Annotated in this window: 22 protein-coding genes and 1 pseudogene; 18 read left to right on the top strand and 5 right to left on the bottom strand. The window is 70.7% G+C overall.

Annotated features, from left to right (window positions below):
* Window positions 1-66 precede the first annotated feature (66 nt).
* From AC07F0_RS26705 to AC07F0_RS26740, 8 genes are all read left to right on the top strand, one after another.
* On the top strand, window positions 67-471 hold the full coding sequence (locus AC07F0_RS26705) for a response regulator (protein ID WP_478982502.1): 405 nt from the start codon (window positions 67-69) through the stop codon (window positions 469-471).
* Window positions 471-845 carry a response regulator transcription factor gene (locus AC07F0_RS26710; RefSeq protein WP_436728560.1) on the top strand — a complete coding sequence of 125 codons (375 nt, stop codon included), beginning with the start codon at window positions 471-473 and terminating at the stop codon, window positions 843-845. Before AC07F0_RS26705 ends, AC07F0_RS26710 begins: the two co-directional genes overlap by 1 nt.
* Complete coding sequence (locus AC07F0_RS26715; RefSeq protein ID WP_478982503.1) at window positions 845-1,942, top strand: HEAT repeat domain-containing protein; 1,098 nt, start codon at window positions 845-847, stop codon at window positions 1,940-1,942. The genes AC07F0_RS26710 and AC07F0_RS26715 overlap by 1 nt, the downstream gene beginning before the upstream one ends.
* On the top strand, window positions 1,939-3,426 hold the full coding sequence (locus tag AC07F0_RS26720; RefSeq protein ID WP_478982505.1) for a glycosyltransferase family 2 protein: 1,488 nt from the start codon (window positions 1,939-1,941) through the stop codon (window positions 3,424-3,426). The genes AC07F0_RS26715 and AC07F0_RS26720 overlap by 4 nt, the downstream gene beginning before the upstream one ends.
* Window positions 3,423-5,522 (top strand): sensor histidine kinase, encoded by a 2,100-nt coding sequence (locus tag AC07F0_RS26725; protein ID WP_478982507.1) that lies wholly within the window; start codon window positions 3,423-3,425, stop codon window positions 5,520-5,522. Before AC07F0_RS26720 ends, AC07F0_RS26725 begins: the two co-directional genes overlap by 4 nt.
* A 386-nt stretch (window positions 5,523-5,908) precedes the next feature.
* Window positions 5,909-8,668: a hybrid sensor histidine kinase/response regulator gene (locus AC07F0_RS26730; protein ID WP_478982509.1), complete on the top strand. Its 2,760-nt coding sequence runs from the start codon at window positions 5,909-5,911 to the stop codon at window positions 8,666-8,668.
* A 72-nt stretch (window positions 8,669-8,740) separates the two neighbouring features.
* Window positions 8,741-10,285, top strand: coding sequence for a diguanylate cyclase domain-containing protein (locus AC07F0_RS26735; protein WP_478982511.1), 1,545 nt, complete (start codon window positions 8,741-8,743; stop codon window positions 10,283-10,285).
* 503 nt (window positions 10,286-10,788) lie between these two features.
* A complete protein-coding gene (locus tag AC07F0_RS26740; RefSeq protein WP_478982555.1) occupies window positions 10,789-11,187 on the top strand; it encodes a hypothetical protein in 399 nt (132 codons plus the stop codon).
* Window positions 11,188-11,333: 146 nt separating this feature from the next.
* Here the strand turns inward: AC07F0_RS26740 and AC07F0_RS26745 are convergent, their stop codons facing one another.
* Entirely contained in the window at window positions 11,334-11,918 is a 585-nt protein-coding gene (locus AC07F0_RS26745) for a helix-turn-helix domain-containing protein (RefSeq protein WP_478982513.1), read from the bottom strand.
* A gap of 116 nt (window positions 11,919-12,034) precedes the next feature.
* Here AC07F0_RS26745 and AC07F0_RS26750 point away from each other — a divergent pair, with 116 nt between their 5' ends.
* From AC07F0_RS26750 to AC07F0_RS26760, 3 genes are read left to right on the top strand one after another with little or no spacing between them, the layout of a single operon-like run.
* Window positions 12,035-12,871 (top strand): EamA family transporter, encoded by an 837-nt coding sequence (locus AC07F0_RS26750; protein WP_478982515.1) that lies wholly within the window; start codon window positions 12,035-12,037, stop codon window positions 12,869-12,871.
* A 46-nt stretch (window positions 12,872-12,917) separates the two neighbouring features.
* Window positions 12,918-13,565, top strand: coding sequence for an FMN-binding negative transcriptional regulator (locus AC07F0_RS26755; RefSeq protein ID WP_478982517.1), 648 nt, complete (start codon window positions 12,918-12,920; stop codon window positions 13,563-13,565).
* A 40-nt stretch (window positions 13,566-13,605) separates the two neighbouring features.
* Window positions 13,606-14,313, top strand: coding sequence for a B3/B4 domain-containing protein (locus tag AC07F0_RS26760; protein WP_478982519.1), 708 nt, complete (start codon window positions 13,606-13,608; stop codon window positions 14,311-14,313).
* A gap of 48 nt (window positions 14,314-14,361) precedes the next feature.
* On the opposite strand, the pseudogene AC07F0_RS26765 reads toward AC07F0_RS26760, so the two are convergent.
* Window positions 14,362-14,712 (bottom strand): annotated as a pseudogene (locus tag AC07F0_RS26765) (aconitase family protein); the annotation flags it as partial.
* Between the two features lie 280 nt (window positions 14,713-14,992).
* Here AC07F0_RS26765 and AC07F0_RS26770 point away from each other — a divergent pair.
* Window positions 14,993-15,256, top strand: coding sequence for an RraA family protein (locus tag AC07F0_RS26770; protein ID WP_478982521.1), 264 nt, complete (start codon window positions 14,993-14,995; stop codon window positions 15,254-15,256).
* Window positions 15,237-15,479: an RraA family protein gene (locus AC07F0_RS26775; RefSeq protein WP_478982523.1), complete on the top strand. Its 243-nt coding sequence runs from the start codon at window positions 15,237-15,239 to the stop codon at window positions 15,477-15,479. The genes AC07F0_RS26770 and AC07F0_RS26775 overlap by 20 nt, the downstream gene beginning before the upstream one ends.
* Before the next feature lie 90 nt (window positions 15,480-15,569).
* Here the strand turns inward: AC07F0_RS26775 and adh are convergent, their stop codons facing one another.
* Entirely contained in the window at window positions 15,570-17,087 is a 1,518-nt protein-coding gene (gene adh, locus AC07F0_RS26780) for an aldehyde dehydrogenase (RefSeq protein ID WP_478982525.1), read from the bottom strand.
* Window positions 17,088-17,211: 124 nt separating this feature from the next.
* Window positions 17,212-18,444, bottom strand: coding sequence for a GAF domain-containing protein (locus AC07F0_RS26785; RefSeq protein ID WP_478982527.1), 1,233 nt, complete (start codon window positions 18,442-18,444; stop codon window positions 17,212-17,214).
* 301 nt (window positions 18,445-18,745) lie between these two features.
* Between AC07F0_RS26785 and AC07F0_RS26790 the strand changes: the two genes are divergently transcribed.
* On the top strand, window positions 18,746-19,048 hold the full coding sequence (locus AC07F0_RS26790) for a hypothetical protein (protein WP_478982529.1): 303 nt from the start codon (window positions 18,746-18,748) through the stop codon (window positions 19,046-19,048).
* Here AC07F0_RS26790 and AC07F0_RS26795 read toward each other — a convergent pair.
* Window positions 19,014-19,502 (bottom strand): hypothetical protein, encoded by a 489-nt coding sequence (locus tag AC07F0_RS26795; protein ID WP_436728580.1) that lies wholly within the window; start codon window positions 19,500-19,502, stop codon window positions 19,014-19,016. The two genes, AC07F0_RS26790 and AC07F0_RS26795, sit on opposite strands and share 35 nt — an antisense overlap.
* Before the next feature lie 709 nt (window positions 19,503-20,211).
* Here AC07F0_RS26795 and AC07F0_RS26800 point away from each other — a divergent pair.
* The 4 genes from AC07F0_RS26800 to AC07F0_RS26815 form a co-directional block, all read left to right on the top strand.
* Window positions 20,212-22,077 (top strand): phage tail sheath subtilisin-like domain-containing protein, encoded by a 1,866-nt coding sequence (locus AC07F0_RS26800; RefSeq protein ID WP_478982531.1) that lies wholly within the window; start codon window positions 20,212-20,214, stop codon window positions 22,075-22,077.
* Window positions 22,078-22,112: 35 nt separating this feature from the next.
* Window positions 22,113-22,637: a phage tail protein gene (locus tag AC07F0_RS26805; protein WP_004003113.1), complete on the top strand. Its 525-nt coding sequence runs from the start codon at window positions 22,113-22,115 to the stop codon at window positions 22,635-22,637.
* Between the two features lie 128 nt (window positions 22,638-22,765).
* Window positions 22,766-23,500, top strand: a complete 735-nt coding sequence (locus tag AC07F0_RS26810) for a T4 family baseplate hub assembly chaperone (protein WP_478982533.1) — start codon at window positions 22,766-22,768, stop codon at window positions 23,498-23,500.
* The coding region (locus AC07F0_RS26815; protein WP_478982535.1) for a hypothetical protein at window positions 23,493-24,126 on the top strand (634 nt) is incomplete at its 3' end. The genes AC07F0_RS26810 and AC07F0_RS26815, both read left to right, overlap by 8 nt.

Below are 24,126 nucleotides of genomic sequence, written 5' to 3' on the forward strand. Positions count from 1 at the left end.
ATGGATGGGGCATATGTGGTGGAAGTGCGCTGTTGGTCCTAATTTTGTGACTGACGGTCTGACTTCGTGGACAGGACGGTGATGTTTCCACCGCGCGTACTCGTGATCGAGGACGACCAGGATGTGAGCGCCCTGCTGGAGCGGCACTTCCGCGAGCGGGGATGCCCCGTGACCGTCGCGTACTCGGGGGAAGCGGGGCTCGGCCTCGCTTTCGCCGACCCTCCGGACATCGCGGTCGTCGACGTGATGCTGCCCGGCATCGACGGACGGGAGGTCGTCCGCAGGCTGCGGGCGGACGAGCGGACGAGGAGATGCCGTCTGGTGGTCTCCTCGGTGCTCGACCCGGAAGATCTCGTCGGCCTCGCGGACGAGGTGCTGGCCAAGCCGTTCCGGCAGTCGGCCGTGGCACGGCTCGTGGACTCCTATCGAAGCCCCGTGGCCCAGGAGTCCCAGGAGTCCCAGGAGGAGTAATGGCTCATGTCCTGATAGCCGACGACGACGCGGACATCCGGGATCTGGTGGCGTTCAAACTGACCCAGAGCGGTCACCAGGTCACGGCCGTGGAGGACGGAATGGCGGCGCTCCGGGCCGCGCGTGAGAACACGGTCGACCTGGCACTGCTCGACATTCGGATGCCGGGCATGTCGGGCCTGGATGTGTGCCGGGAACTGCGCGCGGCGGCCCAGACCGCGACGCTCCCCGTCATCATGATCACCGCCCGTTCCCAGGAAGCGGACGTCGAGGTCGGCTTCGCGGCGGGAGCCGACGACTACATCATCAAGCCGTTCAGCCCGCGGGAGCTGTCCAGCAGGGTCACCGCGATACTCAACCGGGTGGAACGGTGATGCCCACCGGCCTCGTCAGTGGCGCGCTGCTGGGCCTGCTGGGTGTCGTCCTGGCGCTGGGCCTGCTGATCGTCGCCAACCGCCTCGTCCGCAGGTACCGACAGCGCAGACGCGAGCGGATCGCGGCACCGGTGCGCGGTCTCCTGCTGCAACTCCTGTGCGCGGAGGAGGATGAGCAGAACGAGCTGCTGCACCAGCTGGCGGAGATCGACAGACGGACCTGGGCCGCCCTGGAGCCGACCCTGACGGCACTGCTGGGCAAGGTCGCCGGCGGAGCCCGTACGGCGCTGGTCCGCCTGTACGAGCTGCGCGGGGCCGCCGTGGACGCCGTTGCCGACCTGTCGAGCCGCAGCGCGCCCCGGCGCGGGCGCGCCGCACATGTGCTCGATCAGCTTCGCCACCGTCCCGCCGCCCCGTCGCTGTGCCGTCTGCTGGCCGATCACGACCCCGAGGTCCGCCTGGCCGCAGCACGCGCGCTGGGCCGGTGCGGGGGACCCGAGTCCGTGCCGCACCTCCTGGAGGCCCTGCACGGACCGCGGGCGGTGCCGCCCGGCGTGGTCATCAGGGCGCTGGTCTCCCTGGGCCTGGATGCACAGCGGAGCGTCGCCGCGGGACTGGAGCATCCGGAGCCTCTCGCCAGAGCCGTGAGCATCGAGGTCCTCGGCGCGACCGGGGCGGTCTCCCACACGTCCGAGATCGTCCGCGCACTGCGCGAGGACCCCCAGACGGAGGTACGCATCAAAGCGGCCCGCGCGCTGGGCAGACTGGGTATGCCCGACGGCCTGGAGCCGCTGCTGGCGGCTGTCCGGCCCGGTCAGCCGGTCGCCCTGCGCATGGTGGGCGCCGGGGCCCTCGGCGCTCTGGGAGCCGTCGCCGCGACGGGCCCGCTGGCAAAGCTGCTCGGCGATCCCGACCCACATGTGGCAGCCGCCGCGGCTCGCGCGCTGCTGCAGCTCGGCCCGGAAGGGCAGGCCGCGCTGCGCGGGGTGGCCGACGACCGCTCCCGCGGACAGGCCGCCGCCCAGGCCAGGGCCGTGCTCGCCGAATCGGCGGTCGGGGCCGCACGCCACGACGTCCGCGCGGAGGTGGCTCTGTGAGCTTGGCGGCGGGCGAACCGTGGGCGTCACTGCTGGGTGCGGCGCACATGTTGGTCGCCGTGTGCGACAGCGTGGTGATCATGTACTTCGTGGCCATCAACACCAGTTATCTGGTGCTGATCCTCATCGCTCTCGGGGAGTACGTCAGAAGGCTGCGCCGGGCTCCCTTCGCGGGCCATGACGAGGCCGCCACCAACCCCCTCACCCCACCCGTTTCGGTGATCATGCCCGCGTACAACGAAGCGGCCGGCATCGTCGAAGCGGTACGGGCCATGCTGCTGCTGCGCTACCCGGAGTTCGAGGTGGTCGTCGTCGACGACGGCTCCACCGACGGCACGCTGGACGCCCTGCGGGACGCCTTCGACCTCGCCGAGGTGGAGTACGTGGTGCCCGACGACGTCCCCGTGCGCGGCAGGGTCACCTCCGTCCATCTGCCCAGGGGCGGCCCGGTGCGCCTGGTGGTGGCCCGCAAGGACAACGGCGGCAAGGCCGACACGCTCAACGTCGGGATCAACCTGGCGCGCTATCCGCTGCTGTGCATGGTGGACGCCGACTCGATCCTCGACTCCCAGGCGCTGCTCGCGGTGGCCAAACCGTTCTGCGACGATCCGATGCGGGTGGTCGCCTCCGGCGGCGTGGTCGGTCTCGCCAACGGCTGCACGGTCGTGGCGGGGCGGGTGGTCGAGGCGCGTGTGCCCCCGGACCTGATCGGCCGCGTTCAGGTCGTCGAGTATCTTCGAGCCTTCCTGCTCGGCCGCACCGGATGGTCCAAGCTCGGCAGCCTGCTGATCATCGCCGGGGCCTTCGGTCTCTTCCGCAAGGACGCGGTAGTGGCGGTCGGCGGGATGGACCCGGACTGTATCGGCGAGGACGCGGAACTGGTCATCCGCCTCCACCGGCACATGCGCGAGCAGGGTCGTGACTACCGCATCGTCTTCGTCTCCGAGCCGATCTCCTGGAGCGAGGCACCCTCGAAGCTGATGATCCTGGCACGCCAGCGGCGGCGGTGGCACCGCGGCCTGACGGAGATTCTGCTCAAGCACCGCCGCATGATCGGCAACCCCCGCTACGGCCGCATCGGACTGCTGGCACTGCCCTTCTACGTCGTCTTCGAACTGCTGGCCCCGCTGGTGGAGCTCGCGGGGCTGGTTCTCGTGCCCCTGGGCGTACTGATCGGCGCGGTGGACGTCGACTTCCTTTGGCGCTTCATGCTTGCCGCCTACGCCTACGCCATCGTCGTCAGCATGGTGTCGGTCGGTGTGGAGGAGTACGCCTTCCACCGCTTCACACGGTGGCGGGACGTCTGGGGGGCGGTCTGCGGGGTGGTCGTCGAGAACATCGGATACCGCCAGTTGACAGCGTGGTGGCGGCTGCGCGGCATGTGGGACGCGTTGCGCGGGGCTCCCCAGGTGTGGGGTGCCATGACCCGTGCCGGATTCGACTCGCCCGACCAGGTGAAGGAGAGCGGAGGTGATCGTGCGTGAGCCGTGCTTCGGGCCGGGGCGGCGGCCGGGTGGCGCACCGGCTCGGCCTCGCGTTCGGACTGCTGACCCTTCTGATCGGCCTGTGCGGAACCGGTACCCTGATCGGCGCGCTGGTGCTGGACAGCCGGCGCGACCGGATCAGCGACCGTGTCCACCCCGCCGAGAACGACAATCTGCGCCTGCTCAACGCGGGCATCAGCGTGCAGCGTTCGATGCGCGGCTATTTGATCACGGGGGACCGCAGAGAGCTCGCCGCCTTCCGTGCGGCGCGGGACAGCATCCCGTCGTTCATCGACAGCGTCCGTGGGCACGAGGTCGCGGACGAAGGCGATCTCGCGACACAGCAGCGGCAGATCGAGGCGTATCTGCGCGTGGCCGGCAACCAGGCGCAGACCACTCCGGGAAGCGCGCGGGCCGTCGCGCTCACCCGTGAGGCCAGTCGGCGGTTCGACGCGTTCGAGGTCACCAACGCCCGTCTGAACAACCAGCTGAAAGAAGAAGAGCAGCGTCTTGAGGGGCACACCGACACGATGATCCGGGCGGGCCTCGCCGGGCTCGGCGCGGCGCTGGTCGTGGCCCTCACCGTGGCCGTGTACACGTCGGTGCACGCCACGCGCGCGCTGACCGGGCCGCTGCGCAGAACCGCGTGGACGCTCGGCCGGCTCACCGCCGGAGACCATGCGGCCCGGGCCGATGTGACGGGGCCGGAGGAGATCCGGGCGGTGGCCAGGTCGGTCAACCTGCTCGCGGACCAGAGCGACCGCCTGCGGGCGGTCGAGCAGGAACGGCAGCGACTGTCGACGGCCGCGAGGGAGTTGGGCATCCGGATCAGGGACCGCCTCGAGGTCGACTATGTCCTCGACGCGGCGTGCCACGGCATCGGCGAGGTCCTGCGCGCCGACTACGTCTTCATCCTGCTCGCCGAGAACGGCGGCTCCGGGTTTCCCGTGGTCCGGGTGTGGTCCGCGGAGCGGGGCCTGCTGCCCGACGAGGAGCGCGGACGCATACCGACGCTCCCGGCGGACGTGGTCCGCGACCATTACCGGCGGGGAACGGCCTGGCTGGTCACCGACCTGCCCCGGTACGTGTCCGACACCAGACGGATGCCCGGTGCCCCTGGCTCCTTCGGGACGACCGGTATGCCGGCGGAGAACCGCGCCGTCGCGGCGGCGCTGGGCCTGTACTCGGCGGTGATCACCCCCATGGGGGTGGGGGAGGAACCGATGGGTGCCGTGTCCGTCGCCCGTACCAGCGCCGACCGCCCCTGGCGTCCGGTGGACATCGAAATCGCCGAGTCCATGGCCGGCGGTGTCGGCCGGGCGCTGCACACCGCCCTCCTCTACGAGAAGGAGTCGGGCCTGGTGGACAAGCTGCGCGCCCTGGACAAGGCCAAGAGCGACTTCCTGTCCACCGTCTCCCATGAGCTGCGCACCCCGCTGACCAGCATCGTGGGATACATCGAACTGCTGAAGGACGAGGACACCGGTCCGCTCTCCCCGTCACAGCTGCGCATGCTGGACGTCGTGGACCGCAACGCCAACCGGCTGCGGTCACTGATCGAGGATCTGCTCACCCTCTCCAGGATCGAATCAGGAGCGTTCACCTCCCACAAGGCACCGATCGACCTGCGACGGCTGGTGGCCTCGGCGGTCGACGCGATCAAACCGGCCGCCGAGGCCGCCTCGGTCACACTGGAGACGCGGTACCCCGAGCAGCCCCTGGTGCTGGACGCGGACGGCGAACAACTCGACCGGGTCCTGATGAACCTGCTGTCCAACGCGGTGAAGTTCACCCGCGGCGGCGGGAAAGTCAGTGTAAGAGCCGACGCGCAGAACGGGGAGGCGGTGCTGAGCGTGAGCGACACCGGCATCGGCATCCCCGCGGCCGATCAGGAGAAGCTCTTCCAGCGGTTCTTCCGCGCCTCGAACGCCACCGAGCAGGCCATCCCGGGTACCGGTCTGGGACTGACCATCGTGCACACGATCGTGGCGAACCATGGCGGCCGGACGGAGGTGCGCTCCGAGGAGGGCCGGGGTACCACCGTCTCCGCCTGGCTGCCGCTCACCGGTACGGACGGTGGGGCGGGCTCCGCCTGAACGGCGCCCCGCGGCTTCCAGGTGGCGCCCGGCACGCCGGGACCCCCTGACCGGACTTCAGTGTCCGGCAGTGCAGGGGCGGACCAGTCCTTCCGCGTCGAACTGAAAGGCCGTCAGATGGTCGCCACGGAAGCCATGGGCATGAGGGTGCCTGGCAACGGGCTCCCCGAACACCGCAGCCCGGCCCCGGATCGGCGTCCGCTTCCTCGATTTGCGATCTTCAGTGGTTCATTCTTTGCTGGAAATGTCGGACGAGTGGATCGCTTGGTCTCCGTCATCGCACGCCGCACCGAAACCGTCGCGACCGGTTTGTTCAAGGGGCCCGGCCGCGCCTCATGGTCGTGCCCGAAATGTGGAGGCGGACGATGGAACGGGAATCGAAAGCCATGCCAAGGCAGTATGCGGCCGACGACGACGAACGGTTTCGGCTGCTGCTCAAGAACTCTCCGGACATGGTCTTCAGCCGGACGATGGAGGGTGTCTACCGGGAGGTGTCCGCCGCGGGGGAGGAACTGCTGGGCCGTCCGGTCGAGCAGATCGTGGGGACGTCGCTGGAGTCCTGGGTGCATCCGGGCGATGTCGAGGAATTCGCCTGGGCCGAGCGGGATCTGCGCCGCAACGGCCGAGTGGCGGTCTGTCTGCGTCTGCGGCATGCCGACAGGCACTGGATGTGGACGGAGATGACGTCCTGGGTGGTGCGGGACCCCGCAGGCGTGCCGATCGAAGTACGCGGTTTCATCCGTGAGGCGGAGAGCCAGCGGCGCAGGGAAGAAGCGCTGCGGCTCTTGCAGGATCAGGCACGTTCGGTCATCGAGACCGCCCGGGACGCCTTCGTCTCCGTCGACGAGGACGGTCTGGTCATCGACTGGAACCTGAGCGCCGAAAGACTGTTCGGGTTCAGCCACCATGAGGCGATGGGCCGTCCGCTGACGGAGACGATCATCCCTGAGCGGTACCACGCCGCGCACAGGGCCGGTCTGCGACGGGTGCTGTCGGGCGGGGAGCCTCATGTGCTGGGCGGTCAGGTCGAAGTCACCGCCCGTCATCACGACGGCCACGAGATCCCGGTCGAACTGGCGGTGTGGCGGCTGAAGTCGGCGAAGGCGCGCTGCTTCAACGCCTTCATCCGGGACATCAGCGAGCGCAAGCAGGTCGAAGCCGCTCTGGCGGAGGCCCGTGACCAGGCGATCGCCGCGTCCCAGGCGAAGTCCCAGTTCGTCGCCTCCATGAGCCACGAGATCCGCACCCCCATGAACGGCGTCATCGGGCTGAGCGACCTGCTGCTGGGCACCGCACTGGATGCCGAGCAGCGACGTTACGCCGAGGGCATTCAGGCCGCCGGCACGGCACTGCTGTCGCTGATCAACGACATCCTGGACTTCTCCAAGCTGGCGGCGGGCAAGCTCGAACTGGACGAGGTCGCCTTCAGCCCGCAGGTGCTGGTGGAGGAGGTCGTCTCGCTGGTGGCGCAGACCGGGCACGCCCAGGGGCTGGAACTGCTCAGCGACTGCCATCCCGACCTGCCCGCAATGGTGCTCGGCGACGCCGGCCGATTGCGGCAGATCCTGCTCAATCTGGCGTCCAACGCGGTGAAGTTCACCCAGTCCGGCGAGGTCGTGCTCCGTGCCCGCCCGGCTCCGTCCCGGCCACCCGCGGAGCAGGCGCCCTGGCTGCAGTTCGAGGTGGCCGACACAGGCATCGGTATCGCCGAGGCCGATCAGGCACGGATGTTCGACGCCTTCTCCCAGGCCGATGCCTCCACCACCCGCCGCTACGGAGGCACCGGTCTGGGCCTGGCCATCTGCCGCAGGCTCACCGAGGCCATGGGCGGCTCCATCGGCGTCACCAGCCGGCTCGGCCAGGGCAGCACCTTCTCCTTCGTGGTACCGGTTCGCGCGCCCGACACCCCCGCACAACCCCCGGCCCCACCGCATCCCGACATCCTTCGCGGGCTGCGGGTCCTGGTCGTCGACGACAACGACACCAACCGGCTGATCCTCGACACGCAGCTGCGCAGATGGCACATCCAGCCGACCATGGTCGCGGGCGGCCCCCAGGCCCTGGTGGCCCTGCACGAGGCAGAGGCCGCGGGCCGTCCCTTCGCCGTCGCCCTGATCGACATGTTCATGCCTGACATGGACGGCCTGGAACTCGCCCGCCGGATCACCACCGACCAGAACTTCGCCCGTGTGCCGCTGTTGCTGCTCACCTCCGGCCCCCCGCCGCCTGCCGCCGAGCTGCATGCGGCCGGGATCGCCCACAACCTGTCCAAGCCCGTCCGCCAGTCTCAGCTCCTGGACACCCTGGTCGAACTCGCCACCCGGACAACGCCGGTGGCCGCGGCGGCTCCGGCGGCGCAAACCCCCACCGCGCCCCAGCCCGCCCACCGAGGCCGTCTCCTGCTGGTCGAGGACAACGACATCAACCAGATGGTCGCCCAGGGCATGCTCACCCGGCTCGGCTACGGCACGGACACCGCCGCCGACGGCATCGAGGCCCTGCGCATGACCGAGGAACACAGTTATCAGGCCGTCCTCATGGACTGCCACATGCCCCGGATGGACGGCTACAGCGCCACCCGGGAACTGCGCCGCCGGGAACGGGACCACGGCCGTCACCTGCCGGTGATCGCCATGACCGCCGGCGCCCTCGCTGATGACCGGGAACGGTGCCTGGCCGCGGGCATGGACGACTACGTCTCCAAACCCGTCAACGCCGACGAACTGGAACAAGTTCTCGCGCACTGGGTCCCCCCACAGGAGGACAACGAGGACCTGCGCGCCTCCATCGAGCAGCGGCTGAACGAACTACGCGGCACCGGCACCCCGGCCGAGCACGAACTGGTGGACAGGCTGGTGGACCACTTCCTCATCCGGGCTCCCGAGATGACCAGCGCACTCTTCCACGCGCTCGACCACCACGACACGCAGGAGATCGGAAACCTGGCACACAGCCTCAAAGGCGCCGCCGGCAACATGGGCGCCGAGGGCCTCGCCGCCCGTTGTCAGGAGCTGGAAGAGCACGCGCAGGCCGGACACCCGGCCTCACTGGCCGATACCGCTCCCCGCCTCCAGGATGAAATCGACCGCACCTGTCGCACCCTCGAGTCGCTCCGCTTCCGCCCTCCCGGCCACAAACCTGGCTGAGGAGCCGCTCGCATGCCGCAGCTCGCATGCCGCCGCCCGGTGCGTACAGGCCGGAGGAGAAAGGGAGAACCTGTGGGCAAGGTTCAGGTCCTGTCGCCCGCTCACCGTGGTGCTGTGGCGACCTGGGCGTATGCGGCAGCAGGGACCGCGGTCATCGCCATCTATCTGGTCACCTCCGCCACAGCCCGTTACATGCTGCCCGTGCTGGTAGCCGCCTCGGTCGTCTTCGCGATCGCAGGGGGAATGACCAGGAACAGGCCACCATCGATCCTTCCGTGGTGTCTCTTCGCGGCGGGCATGGCACCGTACACGGCGGCGGACGCGATCTGGGGCATGTACCAGGTCCGCGACGCAGAGGTTCCGTTTCCGGGTTGGGCCGACACGCTCTACCTGGGCAGCTACCTGTTGTTCGCCGCGGGCCTGGTGACGTTGGCCCGGCAGCAGTCAGGCCGCCTGCACTGGGCGGGGCTGCTGGACGCGGGAATCGTGACGCTGGGATTCGGCATTCTGTCGTGGGCGTTCATCATCGCCCCCTACGTGCGCAGCGAGCTGTCCGCGTGGCCGCTCGCGGTGTCCATCGCCTATCCCGTCGCCGACCTGGTGCTGTTGTCCGTGGCCGCGCGGCTGATGCTCACCACCGGCAAGCGCACACCGTCGTTTCTTCTGTGCGTCGGATGGCTGCTGGTCCTCCTCGCCGCCGACGGCCTCTACTACGGAACGCTGGCGACGACCGGGACCGCGATCGGGGAGGACGTTTCCGAAGTGGGGTGGATGGTCTCGTCCCTCATGCTGGGGGCCGCGGCGCTGCACCCATCCGTCGGCCGGCCGGTACAACTGTCGGACGGCAGGGAGAAAATGCCTCGGAAGCGACTGTCGGTCCTGATCGCGCTCATCCTGGTGGGGCCGTTCATCGTGCTGGCCAACGTCGGGGGCATCCGGGACCAGCCCGTGAATGTCACGGTGATCGTCGGCATGCTGGCGACGCTTTCGTTGCTGTTGGTGCTGCGCATCGCGTTCCTGGCCCACTATGCCCAGACCATGGCCACCGAAGCGCGGACGCAGGCCCAGGACCTCGCAGCGTCACTGCGGGAGCAGGAAGAGCTCCAGAAGCAGCTGAGCCATCAGGCCACCCACGACCCGTTGACGGGTCTGGCCAATCGAGCGCTGTTGGACGCGCGTATGCAGTCCGCTCTCAGCCGGTGCTCCGCCTCTTTCCCCGCCGGATTGCTGATGCTCGATCTCGACGGCTTCAAGGACGTCAACGACACGCTGGGGCACCCGGCCGGCGACGAACTGCTCGTCGACGTCGCAGGGCCGCTGACGAGCAGGGTCCGCGAGCAGGACATCGTGGCCAGGCTCGGCGGGGACGAATTCGCACTCCTCGTGGAAGGCGTGGACGCGGGCACGCTGTACGACTACGCCATGCGGATCCTCGACTCCTTCAAAGACTCCTTCATCCTCGACCATGGCCATTCGGTAAACGTGACGACGAGCATCGGAGCACGGAGCATCACCAGGCCGACCACGTCGGCAGAAGCTCTGCGGGACGCTGACGTCGCCCTGTACCGAGCCAAAACCGCAGGCAAGAACCGGGCCGCGTTCTTCGAACCCCCATAGCGCGATCTGGACCGCCGAACTGCCCGTCCAGATGCCGGCGTCGGTGTGGTCGTTCTGGACGTACTACCGCTACACCGGCAACGCCGAACGCCGTCACCGTCGCCTACCCGGCGGTCAACCACCCTGCGGAGGACCAGGACTGGGAGGACTGCGAACATCGAGGCCCGCGTCCTGGACATCTGCTGGTGCTACCTGGCCCTGGACACCGCCGCCAAGCTCGCCGACCTCAGCGGCCAACTCCGGTGACGTGGCCGGGGGGAAGTCCCCATGCTGCGCGCCCCGATCAGGGCCAGCAAGCCCACGGCCTGGGGCGCGGTCCAGGCCGCGCTGAACACCGTCCTCACCCGGTTTCTATGGCTCTGCCCAGATCTACGGCTTTTTTCCGTCTGGGGAAACCGGTTGACTGAAACTTCGGCGAACGTTAAGTGCCCCTGGTGGACGCCCTGCGGCGCAGTCCGGTCCCGCACGTCTTCCTCAACCGATGACCGGGGCGCGCCGAGGCGATGAGCAGCCCATCGACCCGGCCCTCCTGCTACCGCGGCGGTGTCGTGCTGAGCAGCGCCCTGGCCGGCATCGACCAGGCCCTGTGGGACATCGCGGGAGGCCGGCACCGCGGCCTTGGACCTGCGGGCTGCGCCGGATCGGTCGATCTGCGCGCCATACGACCGGCGGTCATCGCCTCCGGTCTGGCCGTGTCCCGCCGGCTGGGCTGGCATCCCTCGGCCGGAGTGCGATCCGGAGCGCGACAGGTCGGCTTCGCCGGGGCCGGGGACGGTCACCGGCAGCTCCGTGAGGCTGGAGGCGGCCCTCACGCCGGCCCGCCGGCCCGTGCCTTGTGCACCACGCATACGGCATCCGGGAGCGGTGACCCCGTCGGCGAGGCGGGACGGGAACCGTCGTGACGGATGAGGTTCCCCCGCGGTACGGCGCCGCCGGGCGGGCGTAGGCAAACTGCTTGGGCCCCTGTCCAAGATCCCGTCCTCCGGTGCCGTCGGCACCGGCACTGCGCATCGTGTGCCGGACCGGCGAGGACTTCGTCCGTCATGGATCAGGGTGCGGCGGCTGGGCCGGGCGGCAGCTGGACCGTCATGATCAGGTGACAGGTCTCGTTCCCGGATCCGCGGTAGGTATGCGCGGTGTCGCCGTCGAAGCTGGCGGTCTGTCCGGCCTCGAGAGTGTGCTCGGTGCCGTCGACGACCAGGGTCATCCGGCCGGCGGTGACGCTGACGGTCTCCACGACCCCGGCCTGGTGGGGATGGCTCGGGTACTCCTCACCCGGCTCCAGCCGCCAACGCCAGACCTCGACCGGGGCCGGGCCGGAGGTCGTCAGCATGAGCCGGGCCTCGCCGCCCGACTCGCCTGTCCACAGCGGGGCCACGGCGTCGGCGGCCACGATCCGGACCCGGCCCTCGTGCGGTCCCTGCATCAGGGCGGACACCGAGATGCCGAGGGTGTCGGCCAGCCGGACCAGGGTGGCCAGATTGGGGTTGCCCTGCGCCTTCTCCAGGGCCACCAGGGCCCCCTTGCTGACTTGGGCCCGTCGGCTGAGTTCTTCCAGGGACAGGCCCGCGCGGACCCGGGCCGCCCGGACGTTGTGCGCGACCGTCCGCAGCGCCGTGGCTGTCTCGGCCACGTGATCACCGTCCTCGTCAGTGGACCAGCTCGATGCACCGCACGGTCGTTTGGTTGACACCCGCTGGTCGTTTCGTTGTACCGTATGGCCGTTCCATTGATAGTAAGGGATGTGCTGTGATCGCTCTGCTGCTGGCCCTGGGCAGCTCACTCGCCTACGGTTGCGCCGACTTCCTCGGAGGCATGGGCGCCCGTAAGGCCCATGTCCTGCGCACCGTGATGGTCGCGGCTCCGGCCAGCCTCGCGGCCGAGCTGCTGCTGTGGCCGGTGCTGGGCGCGTCGTTCAGTACATCGGCCCTCGGCTGGGGTGCCGCCTCCGGGCTCGCGTCGGCCGCCGCGTTCGCCCTGCTCTACCGCACACTCGCGATCGGCCCGATGAACGTGCTCTCGCCCGTCACCGCGCTGGTCTCCGCCGCCCTGCCCGTGGGTGTCGGCCTGCTCCAGGGCGAGCACCTCGGTGCCGCCGCACTGGTAGGGCTGCCGTTGGCGCTGTTCGCGGTGGTGCTGGTCAGCGCGGGACACGGCGCGGGCTCGGCACGCCCCTCCCGCACGGCGTTGCTGCTGGCGTCCGGCGCCGGCGCCGCCATCGCCCTTCAGCTGATCTTCCTGCACCAGGCACCGTCCGACAGTGGAGTGGCCCCTCTGATCATCGGTCGAGCCGTCTCCTCGGCCGTCACCCTGGCCGCGGCGGGTCTGCTGCACCGCAGGCTGGGAACCGAGCGGCCCGCGTACGCGATGTCGGCCGCCGCGGGTGTGCTGGACTCCGTGGCGAACCTGTTGTTCCTGTTCGCCGCCCGCAGCGGGGACCTCACCGTCGTCGCGGTGATCGTCGCCCTCTACCCGGCCGGCACGGTCCTGCTCGCCCGCGGGGTCCTCGCCGAACGCATCCACCGCGGCCAGCTCGTCGGCCTGGGCACCGCCGCCGTGGCCGTCAGCCTTCTCGCCGTGACCTGAGCGGGTCCCCCGCTCCACCACGCCGCCACCACGCAAGGAACCCAGCATGTTCATACAGCCTTGGGACGCAAGCCTGGACGAAGCAGAATGGCGGGCCTGGATCGCCGAAGGCCACGACTTCGGTCAGCTGAGTGTCAACGGCCTGCCCGGTCATCCGCCCGTCGTCGTCCCCACCCACTTCACCGGCGACGGCAACCATCTGCTGATCCACCTCGCCCGGCCCAACCCGGTCTGGAAGGCGATCGAGCACGACCCGCACGTGATCTTCAGCGTCATCGGCGATTACGCCTTCATTCCCGGCCCCTGGCGTGCCAAGCCCGGCATCCCGGCCACGGATGGCGTACCCACCAGCTACTACGCAGCCGTCCAGTTCACCTGCCACGCCACCATCGTGGACGACCCGGAAGCCAAGGCCGAGCTGCTGCGCCGCCAGCTCGCCCACTTCCAGCCCGACGGCGACCACGCCCCCGTCGCCGTCGACCAGCCGCCGTACGGCCGGATGCTGTCCGGCATCCGTGGCCTGCGCCTGGAAGTCGCCCACGTGGTGGCCAAGTTCAAGTACGACGACCACAAGCCCGTCGAGCACCGCACCTCCGTCGCCGACCGCCTCGCCGACCGCGGCGAGGGCCTGGACGTGCCCACCGCGCGCCAGCAGCTCCGCCGCCTGGACCGCATCGGCCCCTGGAAGCCCTGACCCCCCTCCACTCCACACGCAGGAAACGGAACCGTCACCCATGACCGCCTTCCGCCTCGCCCCCGCCGTCGCCGACGCCTTCCCCGCCACCCTCATCGCCGTGGTCACCGCCACCGGACTGCGCGGCCACGAACCCTGGCCCCACACCGTCACCGCGCTGGAGGAACTGGAGCAGCAGCTCGCCGACGGGACCTGGCAGCCCGCGGACGAGACCGACCCCCGCATCGAGGCATGGCACACCGCCTACCGTTCCTTCGGCACCAACCCGCGCCGCATCCGCCCCAGCGTCGACGCGCTCGGCCGCCGCCTCGCGAAGAAGGGCAGCCTCCCGCGCATCAACCCGGCCGTCGACTCCTACAACGCCGTCTCCGTTCGCCACGGACTGCCCGCCGGAGCCTTCGACCTCGACCACGTCACCGGCGACGTCGACATCCGCTACGCGGACGGCACCGAGTCGTTCACCCCGCTCGGCGAACCCGACACCATCGAGAACCCCAAGCCCGGCGAAATCATCTACGCCGACACCACCGACGTCCTGACCCGCCACTGGAACCACCGCGACGCCCACCGCACCCGCGTCACCGAGGATTCCACCCACGTCGCATTCGTCCTCGAAACCCTCCACGCCGACCGAGACGGCGACCTCCTCACAACCGCAGCGGACGAGCTGCAGGGCCTGCTCGCACCGCACGCCAAGCAGACCGCCGTGCACTACCTCAGCCCGGCACAACCCCAGGCCGCGGCCTGATACTTCCTCCCCGGCCGATGGACCCTCTACCCCGCATAGCCCCCCGTCCGCGGAGACACCGGTGCCGTCGAACTCGACGAACCTGCCGATGACTCCGTGGGCCCGCGGCAGTTCGGTGAGGGTGAGCACCAGGTCGGTGGCCGTGGCGCCGGCGGCAAGTTCGCCGGTGAGGTGTACGCCGACGACGTCCGGGACGAGGGCGGACATGGACTGGCCGAGCATCGCCGCCTCGGCCTCGATGCCTCCGATGCCCCAGCCCAGTACGCCGAATCCGTTGACCATGGTGGTGCGCGAGTCGGTGCCGAGGCACGCGTCCGGGAACGCGAGACCGTCCTCGACCATGACCACGCGGGCGAGGTGCTCCACGTTGACCTGGTGCATGATCCCGGTGCCGGGGGGAGCGCCGGCGCGGCGGAGATCATGCGCAAGCACATCGACACCAGCCTCGGAGCGACAGCGGTGTGGCGCCTCGGCCACGCCGACGCCGCCGACGGAACCTGACTGGGTCCTGGCGACAGTCAGCGGTGCCATCACCGGCCGAGGCAGGAACGGGCGAGCGCCTTCCTGGATTTCGGGTGCGTCTCCTTCTCGATGCTCGTCCCACGCCCGGTCCCTTTGCGCCCTCGCCGAGGTCCGGCGCACCTCGCTGTGGACCTCGACACAACACCTTGGAGTCGCGATGCACAGGACGTCCCCCGTTGCCACCGCCGACCTCGCCGACGAGCGCGGCGACCAACTGCCAGTCTGCGAGGTGCAGTTCACTTCCTACGAGGCAGTGCACTCCTTCGCCGGCCCGGTCCGCACCATCTCCTGTCCCGGCGACAACGCCCTGCTGCACGAATTGCTCCGTACACCCGGGAAGGGCTGTGTCGCGGTTGTCGACGGCGGAGCCTCGCTGCACGCCGCGCCCGCTCGGCGATCTGATGGCCGAGCGGGCGCGTGACAACGGATGGGCCGGCGTCGTCGTGTACGGGGCCGTCCGCGGCCGCGCCCTCCTCGCCGGCCTGGAGATAGGCATCCACGCCCTGGGCACCAGCCCTCGCAAGAGCGGGAAAGCCGGCGCGGGCGTCGTCGACGGACCCGTGTCGTTCGGCGGCGTCACGTTCACACCCGGTGACATCCTGCACTGGGACCGCGACGGAGTCGTCCTGCTGCCGCGCACCTGACACCGGTGGAGTCCACTGTGCCGCCCGCCCAGGTCACGCCTCGTTGACCATCTCGAATATTTGCCCTGGTCAGGCGCCCATTTTCGGCGTCTAGAAGAAGCCCAGCCTCTTCGGCGAATACGACACCAGCAGGTTCTTCGTCTGCTGGTAATGGTCGAGCATCATCTTGTGCGTCTCGCGCCCGATGCCGGACTTCTTGTAGCCGCCGAACGCCGCGTGGGCCGGGTACGCGTGGTAGCAGTTGGTCCACACCCGGCCCGCCTTGATCTCGCGGCCCAGACGGTAGGCGGTGTTGCCGTCGCGGGTCCAGACGCCCGCGCCGAGGCCGTACAGGGTGTCGTTGGCGATCTTCAGGGCCTCGTCGACGGAGTCGTACGTCGTCACCGAGACCACCGGGCCGAAGATCTCCTCCTGGAAGATCCGCATGTCGTTGGTGCCGCGGAAGATCGTCGGTTCGATGTAGTAGCCGCCCTCCAGGCCCGGGACCGCGCGGGGGTTGCCGCCCGTGACCAGTTCGGCGCCCTCCTTCCTGCCGATGTCGAGGTAGGAGAGGATCTTCTCGTACTGGTCGTTGCTCGCCTGCGCGCCCAGCATGGTGGCCGGGTCCAGCGGGTCGCCACCGACGATGGCCCGGGTGCGCTCGACGCAGCGGGCCATGAAGTCGTCGTAGATCGACGACGGGATCAGGGCGCGGGACGGGCATGTGCAGACCTCGCCCTGGTTGAGGGCGAACATCACGAAGCCCTCGACCGCCTTGTCCAGGAAGTCGTCGTCGGCGGTCATCACGTCGGGCAGGAAGATGTTCGGGCTCTTGCCGCCCAGTTCGAGCGTGACGGGGATGATGTTCTCGCTCGCGTACTGCATGATCAGGCGGCCGGTCGTCGTCTCGCCGGTGAACGCCACCTTCGCCACGCGCGGGCTGGAGGCCAGGGGCTTGCCCGCCTCCACGCCGAAGCCGTTGACCACGTTGACGACGCCCGGCGGAAGCAGGTCGGCGATCAGCTCCATGACGTAGAGCAGGCTGACCGGGGTCTGCTCGGCCGGCTTGATGACGACGCAGTTGCCGGCGGCCAGCGCGGGGGCCAGCTTCCACGTGGCCATGAGGATCGGGAAGTTCCACGGGATGATCTGGCCGACCACGCCCAGCGGTTCGTGGAAGTGGTACGCGACGGTGTCGGCGTCGATCTCCGCGATGCTGCCCTCCTGTGCGCGGACGACGCCGGCGAAGTACCGGAAGTGGTCCACGGCCAGCGGGATGTCGGCGGCCAGCGTCTCGCGCACCGGCTTGCCGTTCTCCCAGGTCTCGGCGACCGCGATCTTCTCCAGGTTCTCCTCGATGCGGTCCGCGATCCTGTTGAGCACGCGCGCCCGTTCCGCGGGGGACGTACGGCCCCACTGGTCGGCCGCCCGGTGCGCGGCGTCCAGGGCCAGGTCGATGTCGGCCGCGGAGGAGCGGGCGACCTCGCAGAAGACCTTGCCGGTCACGGGGGTCGGGTTCTCGAAGTAGCGGCCCTCCACGGGGGCTTTGAAGTCGCCGTCGATGAAGTTGTCGTAGCGGCGGGCGAAGGTGACGATGCTGCCGTCCGTTCCGGGCTGCGCGTACACCATGGCGGCTCTCCTCGGTGAGATGACGGGCGGGTTACGGCTCACGCCGTCGTGACGACCTCACTGTGCTCCCGGGAGGTTGGCGCAAGGTTGGTGCCGTGACCGTCGTGTTCGCCGTGACATGCGGTCAGTCGCGCCGGGCCGTGGTCAGGCGGCCCCGCGCGATCGCGCGGCGGGTGTCGTCCGGGCCGAGCAGGTGCAGCGCGTGTTCGTGGATCTCCGCGTCGTACGGGGCCCGTTCGCCGTAGCGCAGGGCGTGTTCCGGGCGGGTGCTCGCCAGGACGGCCTCGCGTACGGCCACTTCGAGGCGGGTGCGCCACTCCTCGATGCCGGGGGCCTCGGAGCGGGGGAGCAGCGGGCCGCCGTAGAGGCGCAGCGCGGTGTCGGTGTCGCCCTGCTCCAGGGCGCGCAGGACGTCGGCGGCGTCGCAGGAGACCGGGATCGTCAGGGCGTAGCGGCGGGGCGAGACACCGCCGCCGAGGGCGCGGCGCAGGTGGGAGATCTCCGCCTTGAAGGTGGACGCGGTGACCGGCCGGTCGCCGTACAGGGCGGCGCGCAGCCGCTCCGGGGAGAAGCCGTCGGGTTCGAGCGCGAGCAGGGTGAGGATCTCCACCTGGCGCGGACGCAGGGGGAGCGGGCGTCCCTCCCGGGCGGCAGGCATGGTGTGTTCCGTGCCGAGGCAGGTGAGCCGCAGCTGTCCCGGACGCGGCAGTTCCGTGGTCAGGCGGGCCTCGATGGTCGACACCAGCGTGCGTACGGTGGACATGGCCAGGGGGTGCGAGCGGTCCCAGGTGGTCGACAGGTCCAGTACGCCGAGGACGCGCCCGTCCGCGCCGTGGACCGGGGCGCAGTAGCAGACCCAGCCGTGCAGGGCCGACACCAGGTGCTCGGCCGAGAAGACGGAGCTGGGGCGGCCGGTGCGCAGGGCGAGGGACAGGGCGTTGGTGCCCATGGCCTGCTCGTCCCACCGGCCGCCCGGCGCGAAGTTGACGCGCTCGGCCCGGCGGCGCATGGCCGGGCCGCCGCAGGTCCACAGGATGGTGCCGGACTCGTCGGTGACCGCCGTGACGAACCCGGCGTCCTCGGCGATGCTGCGCAGTTCCCCGGCGAGGCCGGAGACCGGCCGGTACAGCGGTGAGGACGTCCAGCGCTGGTGGACGGGGCCGCCGTCGGTGACCGGGGCGCTGTCCCGCCCGGGGTCGACGCTGCTCAGGGAACGCGCCCAGGACTCGGTCACCTCGTGGCGCAACGCCGCGCTGCCGCCCGGCCGCGCGCCCGCGACGCTCAGCCGCGGCACCCAGCGGGACCACTCGTGCTCCAGCACGGCCCTGCGCTGCCGGAGGTCAGGGCGCTGTGACATGGCCTCTCCCTGCCGTCGTACGTCGTACCGGGAGAACCGGGTCCGGGCACGGTGCCGGCCCGGTCCTCGGTCTGGGGTCAGTGTTACCGGATGCGGAGGGGCCGGGTCGAGGAGAGTGCCGGAATGTGTGGAACCGCCGGAGTGCGCAGGGCCCGGGAACGACCCCGCCCTGAACGGGCGACCGCCCGACTGGATGTTTGTCCGGTGCCCGCGTGCCGCCATACGGGTGACGGGTTCACTCGACCCGACGGACCGGGCCCGGCCGGCGTACCACCGGTGCGCCGCGTCGCGTTGCCCGGGCATGGACAGTACTGAGACGGCGCGGCGCCCTGTCGGGAACGACGCCGCTCCCCGGTCGTTCGCCGAACTGACCACCGGATACGGGGGGCATCCGCCCATCTACGCGGTGCTCGTCGCCGAATGGCAGGCCAGGGGCAACGAGGTCCCGGAGCACCGTGACGGCCAGTGGGTCTCCTTCGCGGCGCCGTCCGCGAGCGAGACCTGGGCCGCCCTCACCACATGGACCGCCGGCCGGCACCCGCTGACAGCCGCCCCCGACGGGGCGCGCCTCACCAGCAGTCGGCCACCGCGTGCTCCGCGCTGACCGGTGCCAGCACGGCGAGGGCCTCGGTGGCCTCCCGCAGAGCCGACTCCAGCCTGCCGGGGGCGTGCAGGCTGCCCGTGCCGTCCGGCGGGACGAGCCATTCCAGGCGCCCGGCGGGCCGGTACGGCGGCGGCACGGCGACCCAGGAGCCCCGGCCGACGTGCCGGACACCGGAACCGACCCACTCGCTGACGGGGTCGGGTGGCAGGAAGAAGCCCACTCTGCGTGCCGCGCTGTCCACCAAGGTGGGGCCGGGCACCTGCAAGGGGTCGCGCCACAGATGGTCCAGGGCGAGCAGACCGAGCCGGTCGGGGACGCTGAGCACGTCCCAGTACCGCCCGGCCTCCACGAGCACGGTCCCCGTGCCGTAGTCCCACTCCCGCTTGCACTCCTGGGGGTCCCTGGCGGCCGCGGCGAGCCACTCGACGGCTTGCTTCCACATCACGCTCTGCATGGCCACCCCAGGCACAGTCGGCCGACGCCCCCGACGGGCGCACGCTGGACACCAGCCGGTGACCCGCGCAGCCTCGGGCTCCGCGTGCCGGTCCGGCACCGGCCATGCTCGTAGATGTTTCTACGCGCTGGAAGGGGTGGCGCGGTCTGGCGTTTGGGCCGGGCATGTCCCGGTCGAAAGGGGGCACTCGAAGGTGGATCCCGTAAGGCATCGATCAACTCCGTACGCGTCCACGCCGCCCCGCTGAAACCGGCCATCGGAAGATGGACGACCGGGGGAGGAGCCGGGGAGCGCGCCGGGCGGATGAGACGCGGGTGCCGGAAATGCGGGGTCTCCCAGGCAGGCTGTCCGCCCGGCGATCACCGCCGCTGTGCAGGAGGTGTGGACCAGTCCACGAGGGCGCGCGGGCGTGATGTGCGGATCGCGGAATTTTGCCTTCACGGAACCTTCCACTGTGCTGGCCAGAACGCGTCTTGTTCGGTCAACTCCGAACGCATCAAGGTGGGTTGAGCACTTGAGCATCAGGAGTCACAAGCGCGCTGCTTGACCCGTGCGACCGAACCGCACGGGTACCGACGGGGGAACTGATGAGGTGCGCGTGTCCACCGCCGACGGGCGGGGACCGAGTCCTCGCGCATGGCCGGCACGTCTCTCCCTCACCTCTCTTGGTGCCTTCATCCGGTGCCCGAGACAGGGATTAGGAGGGGGAATGCCGATGAGTGCAGTGAGCGCCGCCAAGCCGACGTATCCCGGTGTCTACGTCGAAGAGCTTCCCAGCAGCACCCGCACCATCTCGACCCTGACCACTTCGGTGACCGCCTTCGTGGGCCACACCCGGCGCGGTCCGCTGAACGAGCCGGTCCGCGTCACCAGCTTCACCGAGTTCGAGCGCCGCTTCGGGGGGTTGAGCGCCCAGAGCGCCGTCGGCTACGCCGTTCACCAGTTCTTCGGCAACGGCGGCACCGTCGCCGTGATCGTCCGCGTCGCCAGGGCCGGCAGCGGGCAGGCCGCCTGCGTCACGCTGGAGTCCACCGAGGGGCACAGCGAGTGCGACGTCCTCAAGGTGTACGCCAGGGAACCCGGCGTGTGGGGCAACGGCCTGCGCGTCGCCGTCGACTACGACACGCCCCGCCCCGACGAGACCTTCAACCTGCGCGTCCACGACGCCAAGGGCGAGGCCCGCGAGAGCTACACCGGCCTGTCCACCGACCCGTCCCACGGCCGGTACGTGCAGACCGTCGTCAACGCCGGCTCCCGGCTGATCCGCGTCGAGGTCGTCGGCGAGGGCCGGCCCGACCCGTCCGGCACCGTCTCCAAGCCCTTCGGGCACGAACTGCCCGACCTCGCCGTGGACCTCACCGTCAAGATCGGCGACGTCGAGCGGGAGTTCACGCTCTACGACCCCGACTGCGACGGCGAGGCCCCGCGCTCCGTCGCCGAACTGGCGCTGCTGCTGGAGCGCAAGCTGCGCGCCCTGCCCGACGCGCCCGGCAAGCACGCCTTCGCGGGCGCCGAGGTCACCGCCTTCGGCCGGCGCGTCCAGGTCGTCGCGGGCTCCACCGACCCCGAGGACGTCGTCCGCTTCCTCGGCGAGTGCGCCAACGACCTGGGCCTGGAGGCCTCGGTCAACCCGCCCGTCTTCCCGCTGGAGGGCGGCGAGGACGGCGAGGCGCCCGGACCGCGCGACCTCATCGGCTCCGAGGCCGACAAGTCCGGCATCCAGGCGCTGCGCGGCGTCGCCGACGTCAACCTCCTCGCGCTGCCCGAACTCGCGGGTTACGAGAAGACGGAGGACGCCGTCACCGTCGTCTCGGCCGCCCAGCGGCTGTGCCAGGAGAGGCGGATCTTCCTGCTGGTCGACGCGCCGGGCACCTGGGTCAGCGTGGACACGGCCCGGGCCGGGCTCGCCGCCTTCGACGCCGTACGCGGCAACCACGCCGGCCTGTACTTCCCGCACCTCCAGCTCACCGACCCCCTCACGGGCCGGCTGCGCTCCTTCCCGCCGTCCGGTGCCGTCGCGGGCGTCATCGCCCGTACGGACTCCGAACGCGGCGTGTGGAAGGCCCCGGCCGGCACCGAGGCCCGGCTCGCCGGTGTGCACTCGCTCACGGTCAACCTCACCGACCGCGAGACCGGCCTGCTCAACCCGCTCGGCGTCAACTGCCTGCGCACCTTCCCGGTGACCGGCCCGGTGGTCTGGGGAGCGCGCACGCTGGAGGGCTCCGACGCCCTCGACAGCGAGTGGAAGTACGTGCCGGTGCGGCGGCTCGCCCTGCACGTCGAGGAGAGCCTCCAGCGGGGCCTGCAGTGGGTGGTGTTCGAGCCCAACGACGAGAACCTGTGGCAGCAGATCCGGCTCGCCGCCTCCTCGTACCTGCACACCCTCTTCCGCCAGGGCGCCTTCAAGGGCGGCACGCCGCGCGAGGCCTACTTCGTCAAGTGCGACAGCGACACCACGACCACCGAGGACATCGAGAACGGCATCGTCAACGTCCTCGTCGGCATCGCGCCGGTCCGCCCGGCCGAGTTCGTGGTCGTCAGGATCCAGCAGACGTCCGGGCAGTTCTCGCTCTGAGGAACGCTCCAAGGAACCCTTGAGGACATTTTTCGATGGCAGAGTTCACGGTCAACGCCCATCGCTTCGACCCGTACAAGAACTTCAAGTTCCTGGTCCTGTGGGACGGTCGGACGGTCGCCGGCATCAGCAAGATCAGTCCGCTGAAGCGGACCACCGAGGTCGTCAAGCACCGGCACGGCGGCGACCCCTCGTCCCCGCGCAAGTCGCCGGGCCGCTCCGAGTTCGAGGGCATCACCCTGGAGCGCGGCGTCACGCACGACCCCGAGTTCGACCGCTGGGCCAACAAGGTCTGGCAGGTCGGCGCGGGCCTCGGCTCCGAGGTGTCCCTCGCGGACTTCCGCAAGGACATCGTGATCCAGGTCCTCAACGAGGCCGGCCAGGTCGCCGTCTCGCACAAGCTGTACCGGACCTGGCCCAGCGAGTACCAGGTCCTCGGCGAACTGGACGCCAACGCCAACGCGGTGGCCATCCAGTCGCTGAAGCTCGAGTGCGAGGGCTGGGAGCGGGACTACGAGGTGCCCGAGCCGGAGGAGCCCTCGTTCCTGAACCCGGCGTAAGCGCTGCGCGGGGAGCGCCGCCGGTGGGGTTGTTGTTCGTCTGCGGGTGCGTCGTGGCTTGTCGCGCAGTTCCCGGCGCCCCTTCGGGCACGTACTGAAGCTGCTGAGACACAGGCACTGGGGGAGGCATGGCCATCACACGGGCGGCCGAGTTCCTGGCCACCTGGGAGACCGGACTGGACCGGGCCCCGGCCGGGCGGGCCCTGCTGCTGCACGGGGCCGCCCGCCCGGACCTGGGCGGCGACCGGGAGGCCCTGCTGTCGCTTCCGGTGGGGCAGCGCGAGGCGGACTTGTTCGCCCTGCGCCGGGCCCTGTTCGGCGAGCGCATGCAGGTACGCCTGGAGTGCGCGGCGTGCGGCGCGGACATGGAGTTCGAGCTGGACGCCGGGGAGTTCGCCCGCACCCCGGCCGGCCGGGATGATCCGCTGGTGCGGGTCGCCGAGGACGGCTGGGAGGTCGAGTTCCGGGTGCCCGCCGTCGCCGACCTGACGGCGGCGGCCCGGGACACCGACCCGCGGCGAGCCCTGCTCGCCCGGTGCGTGGTCACCGCCGTACGCGACGGGCAGCCCGTGTCCGCGGACACGCTGCCCGTCGCCGTGCAGCGCCGGATCGCCGAGGCGGCCGGGGCCGCGGACCCCGGCGGCGACGTCACGCTCAACGTCGCCTGCCCCGAGTGCGGGGAGGCCACCCGGGCCGAGCTGGACATCGCCTCCTACCTGTGGACCGAACTGGACGCCTGGGCCCGGGACCTCCTGCTCGACGTCCATCTGCTCGCCACCGCCTACGGCTGGAGCGAGCCGGAGATCCTGGCGCTCAGCCCGCTGCGGCGCCGCTACTACCTGGAGCTGTGTGCGGATGTCTGAGTCCACTGGGGACGATCACCCGGAGCCGGACTTCCTCGACCGGCTGCTCGCCCGGCACGCGGCGCCCGCCGCGCAACGCCCCGGCGTGGTGCGCGTACGGCCGCGGCTGGCCGGGCCGTTCGAACGGATCGAGGCGGTGCGGGACGGTACGCCCGACCCGGACGGCACCGAGCCGCTGTGGCCCGCCGCCGCCCCGGCCGCCGCCCCCCGGCCGGACCTGGCACGTCCGGCGGCCCGCGAGGTCGTCCGCACCGAACGGGAGCGGACGGTCGTACGGACCGAGCAGGCCCCCGCACCGGCCGGGACCGGGACGCGTCCCGCCCGGCCGGCCGAGCCCGAGGGACCGCTGCTGCGCCCCGTCACACCGACGGGCCCCGTGCCGCGGCCGGTCCCCGACACCGCGCGCCGCGCGGCGGGCCGGGGCCGTACCGAGCGGGCGGGCCCCACGAACGCGGCGTCCGTGCCAACCCCCCCTGGCGCGGACGCCGCTCCCCCCACCGCCGTGGGGGGGGGGGGGGGCCCCGCCGCTCCCCCCCTCCGGGGAAAAGAGGGGAACAACGGAAGGCGCAAGGAGGGAGGGGGTAAGAAGCCTCCGATCGCACAAAAAGCAAAGGGGGCAAGGGGGA

Source organism: Streptomyces sp. NPDC045955 (assembly GCF_056430805.1).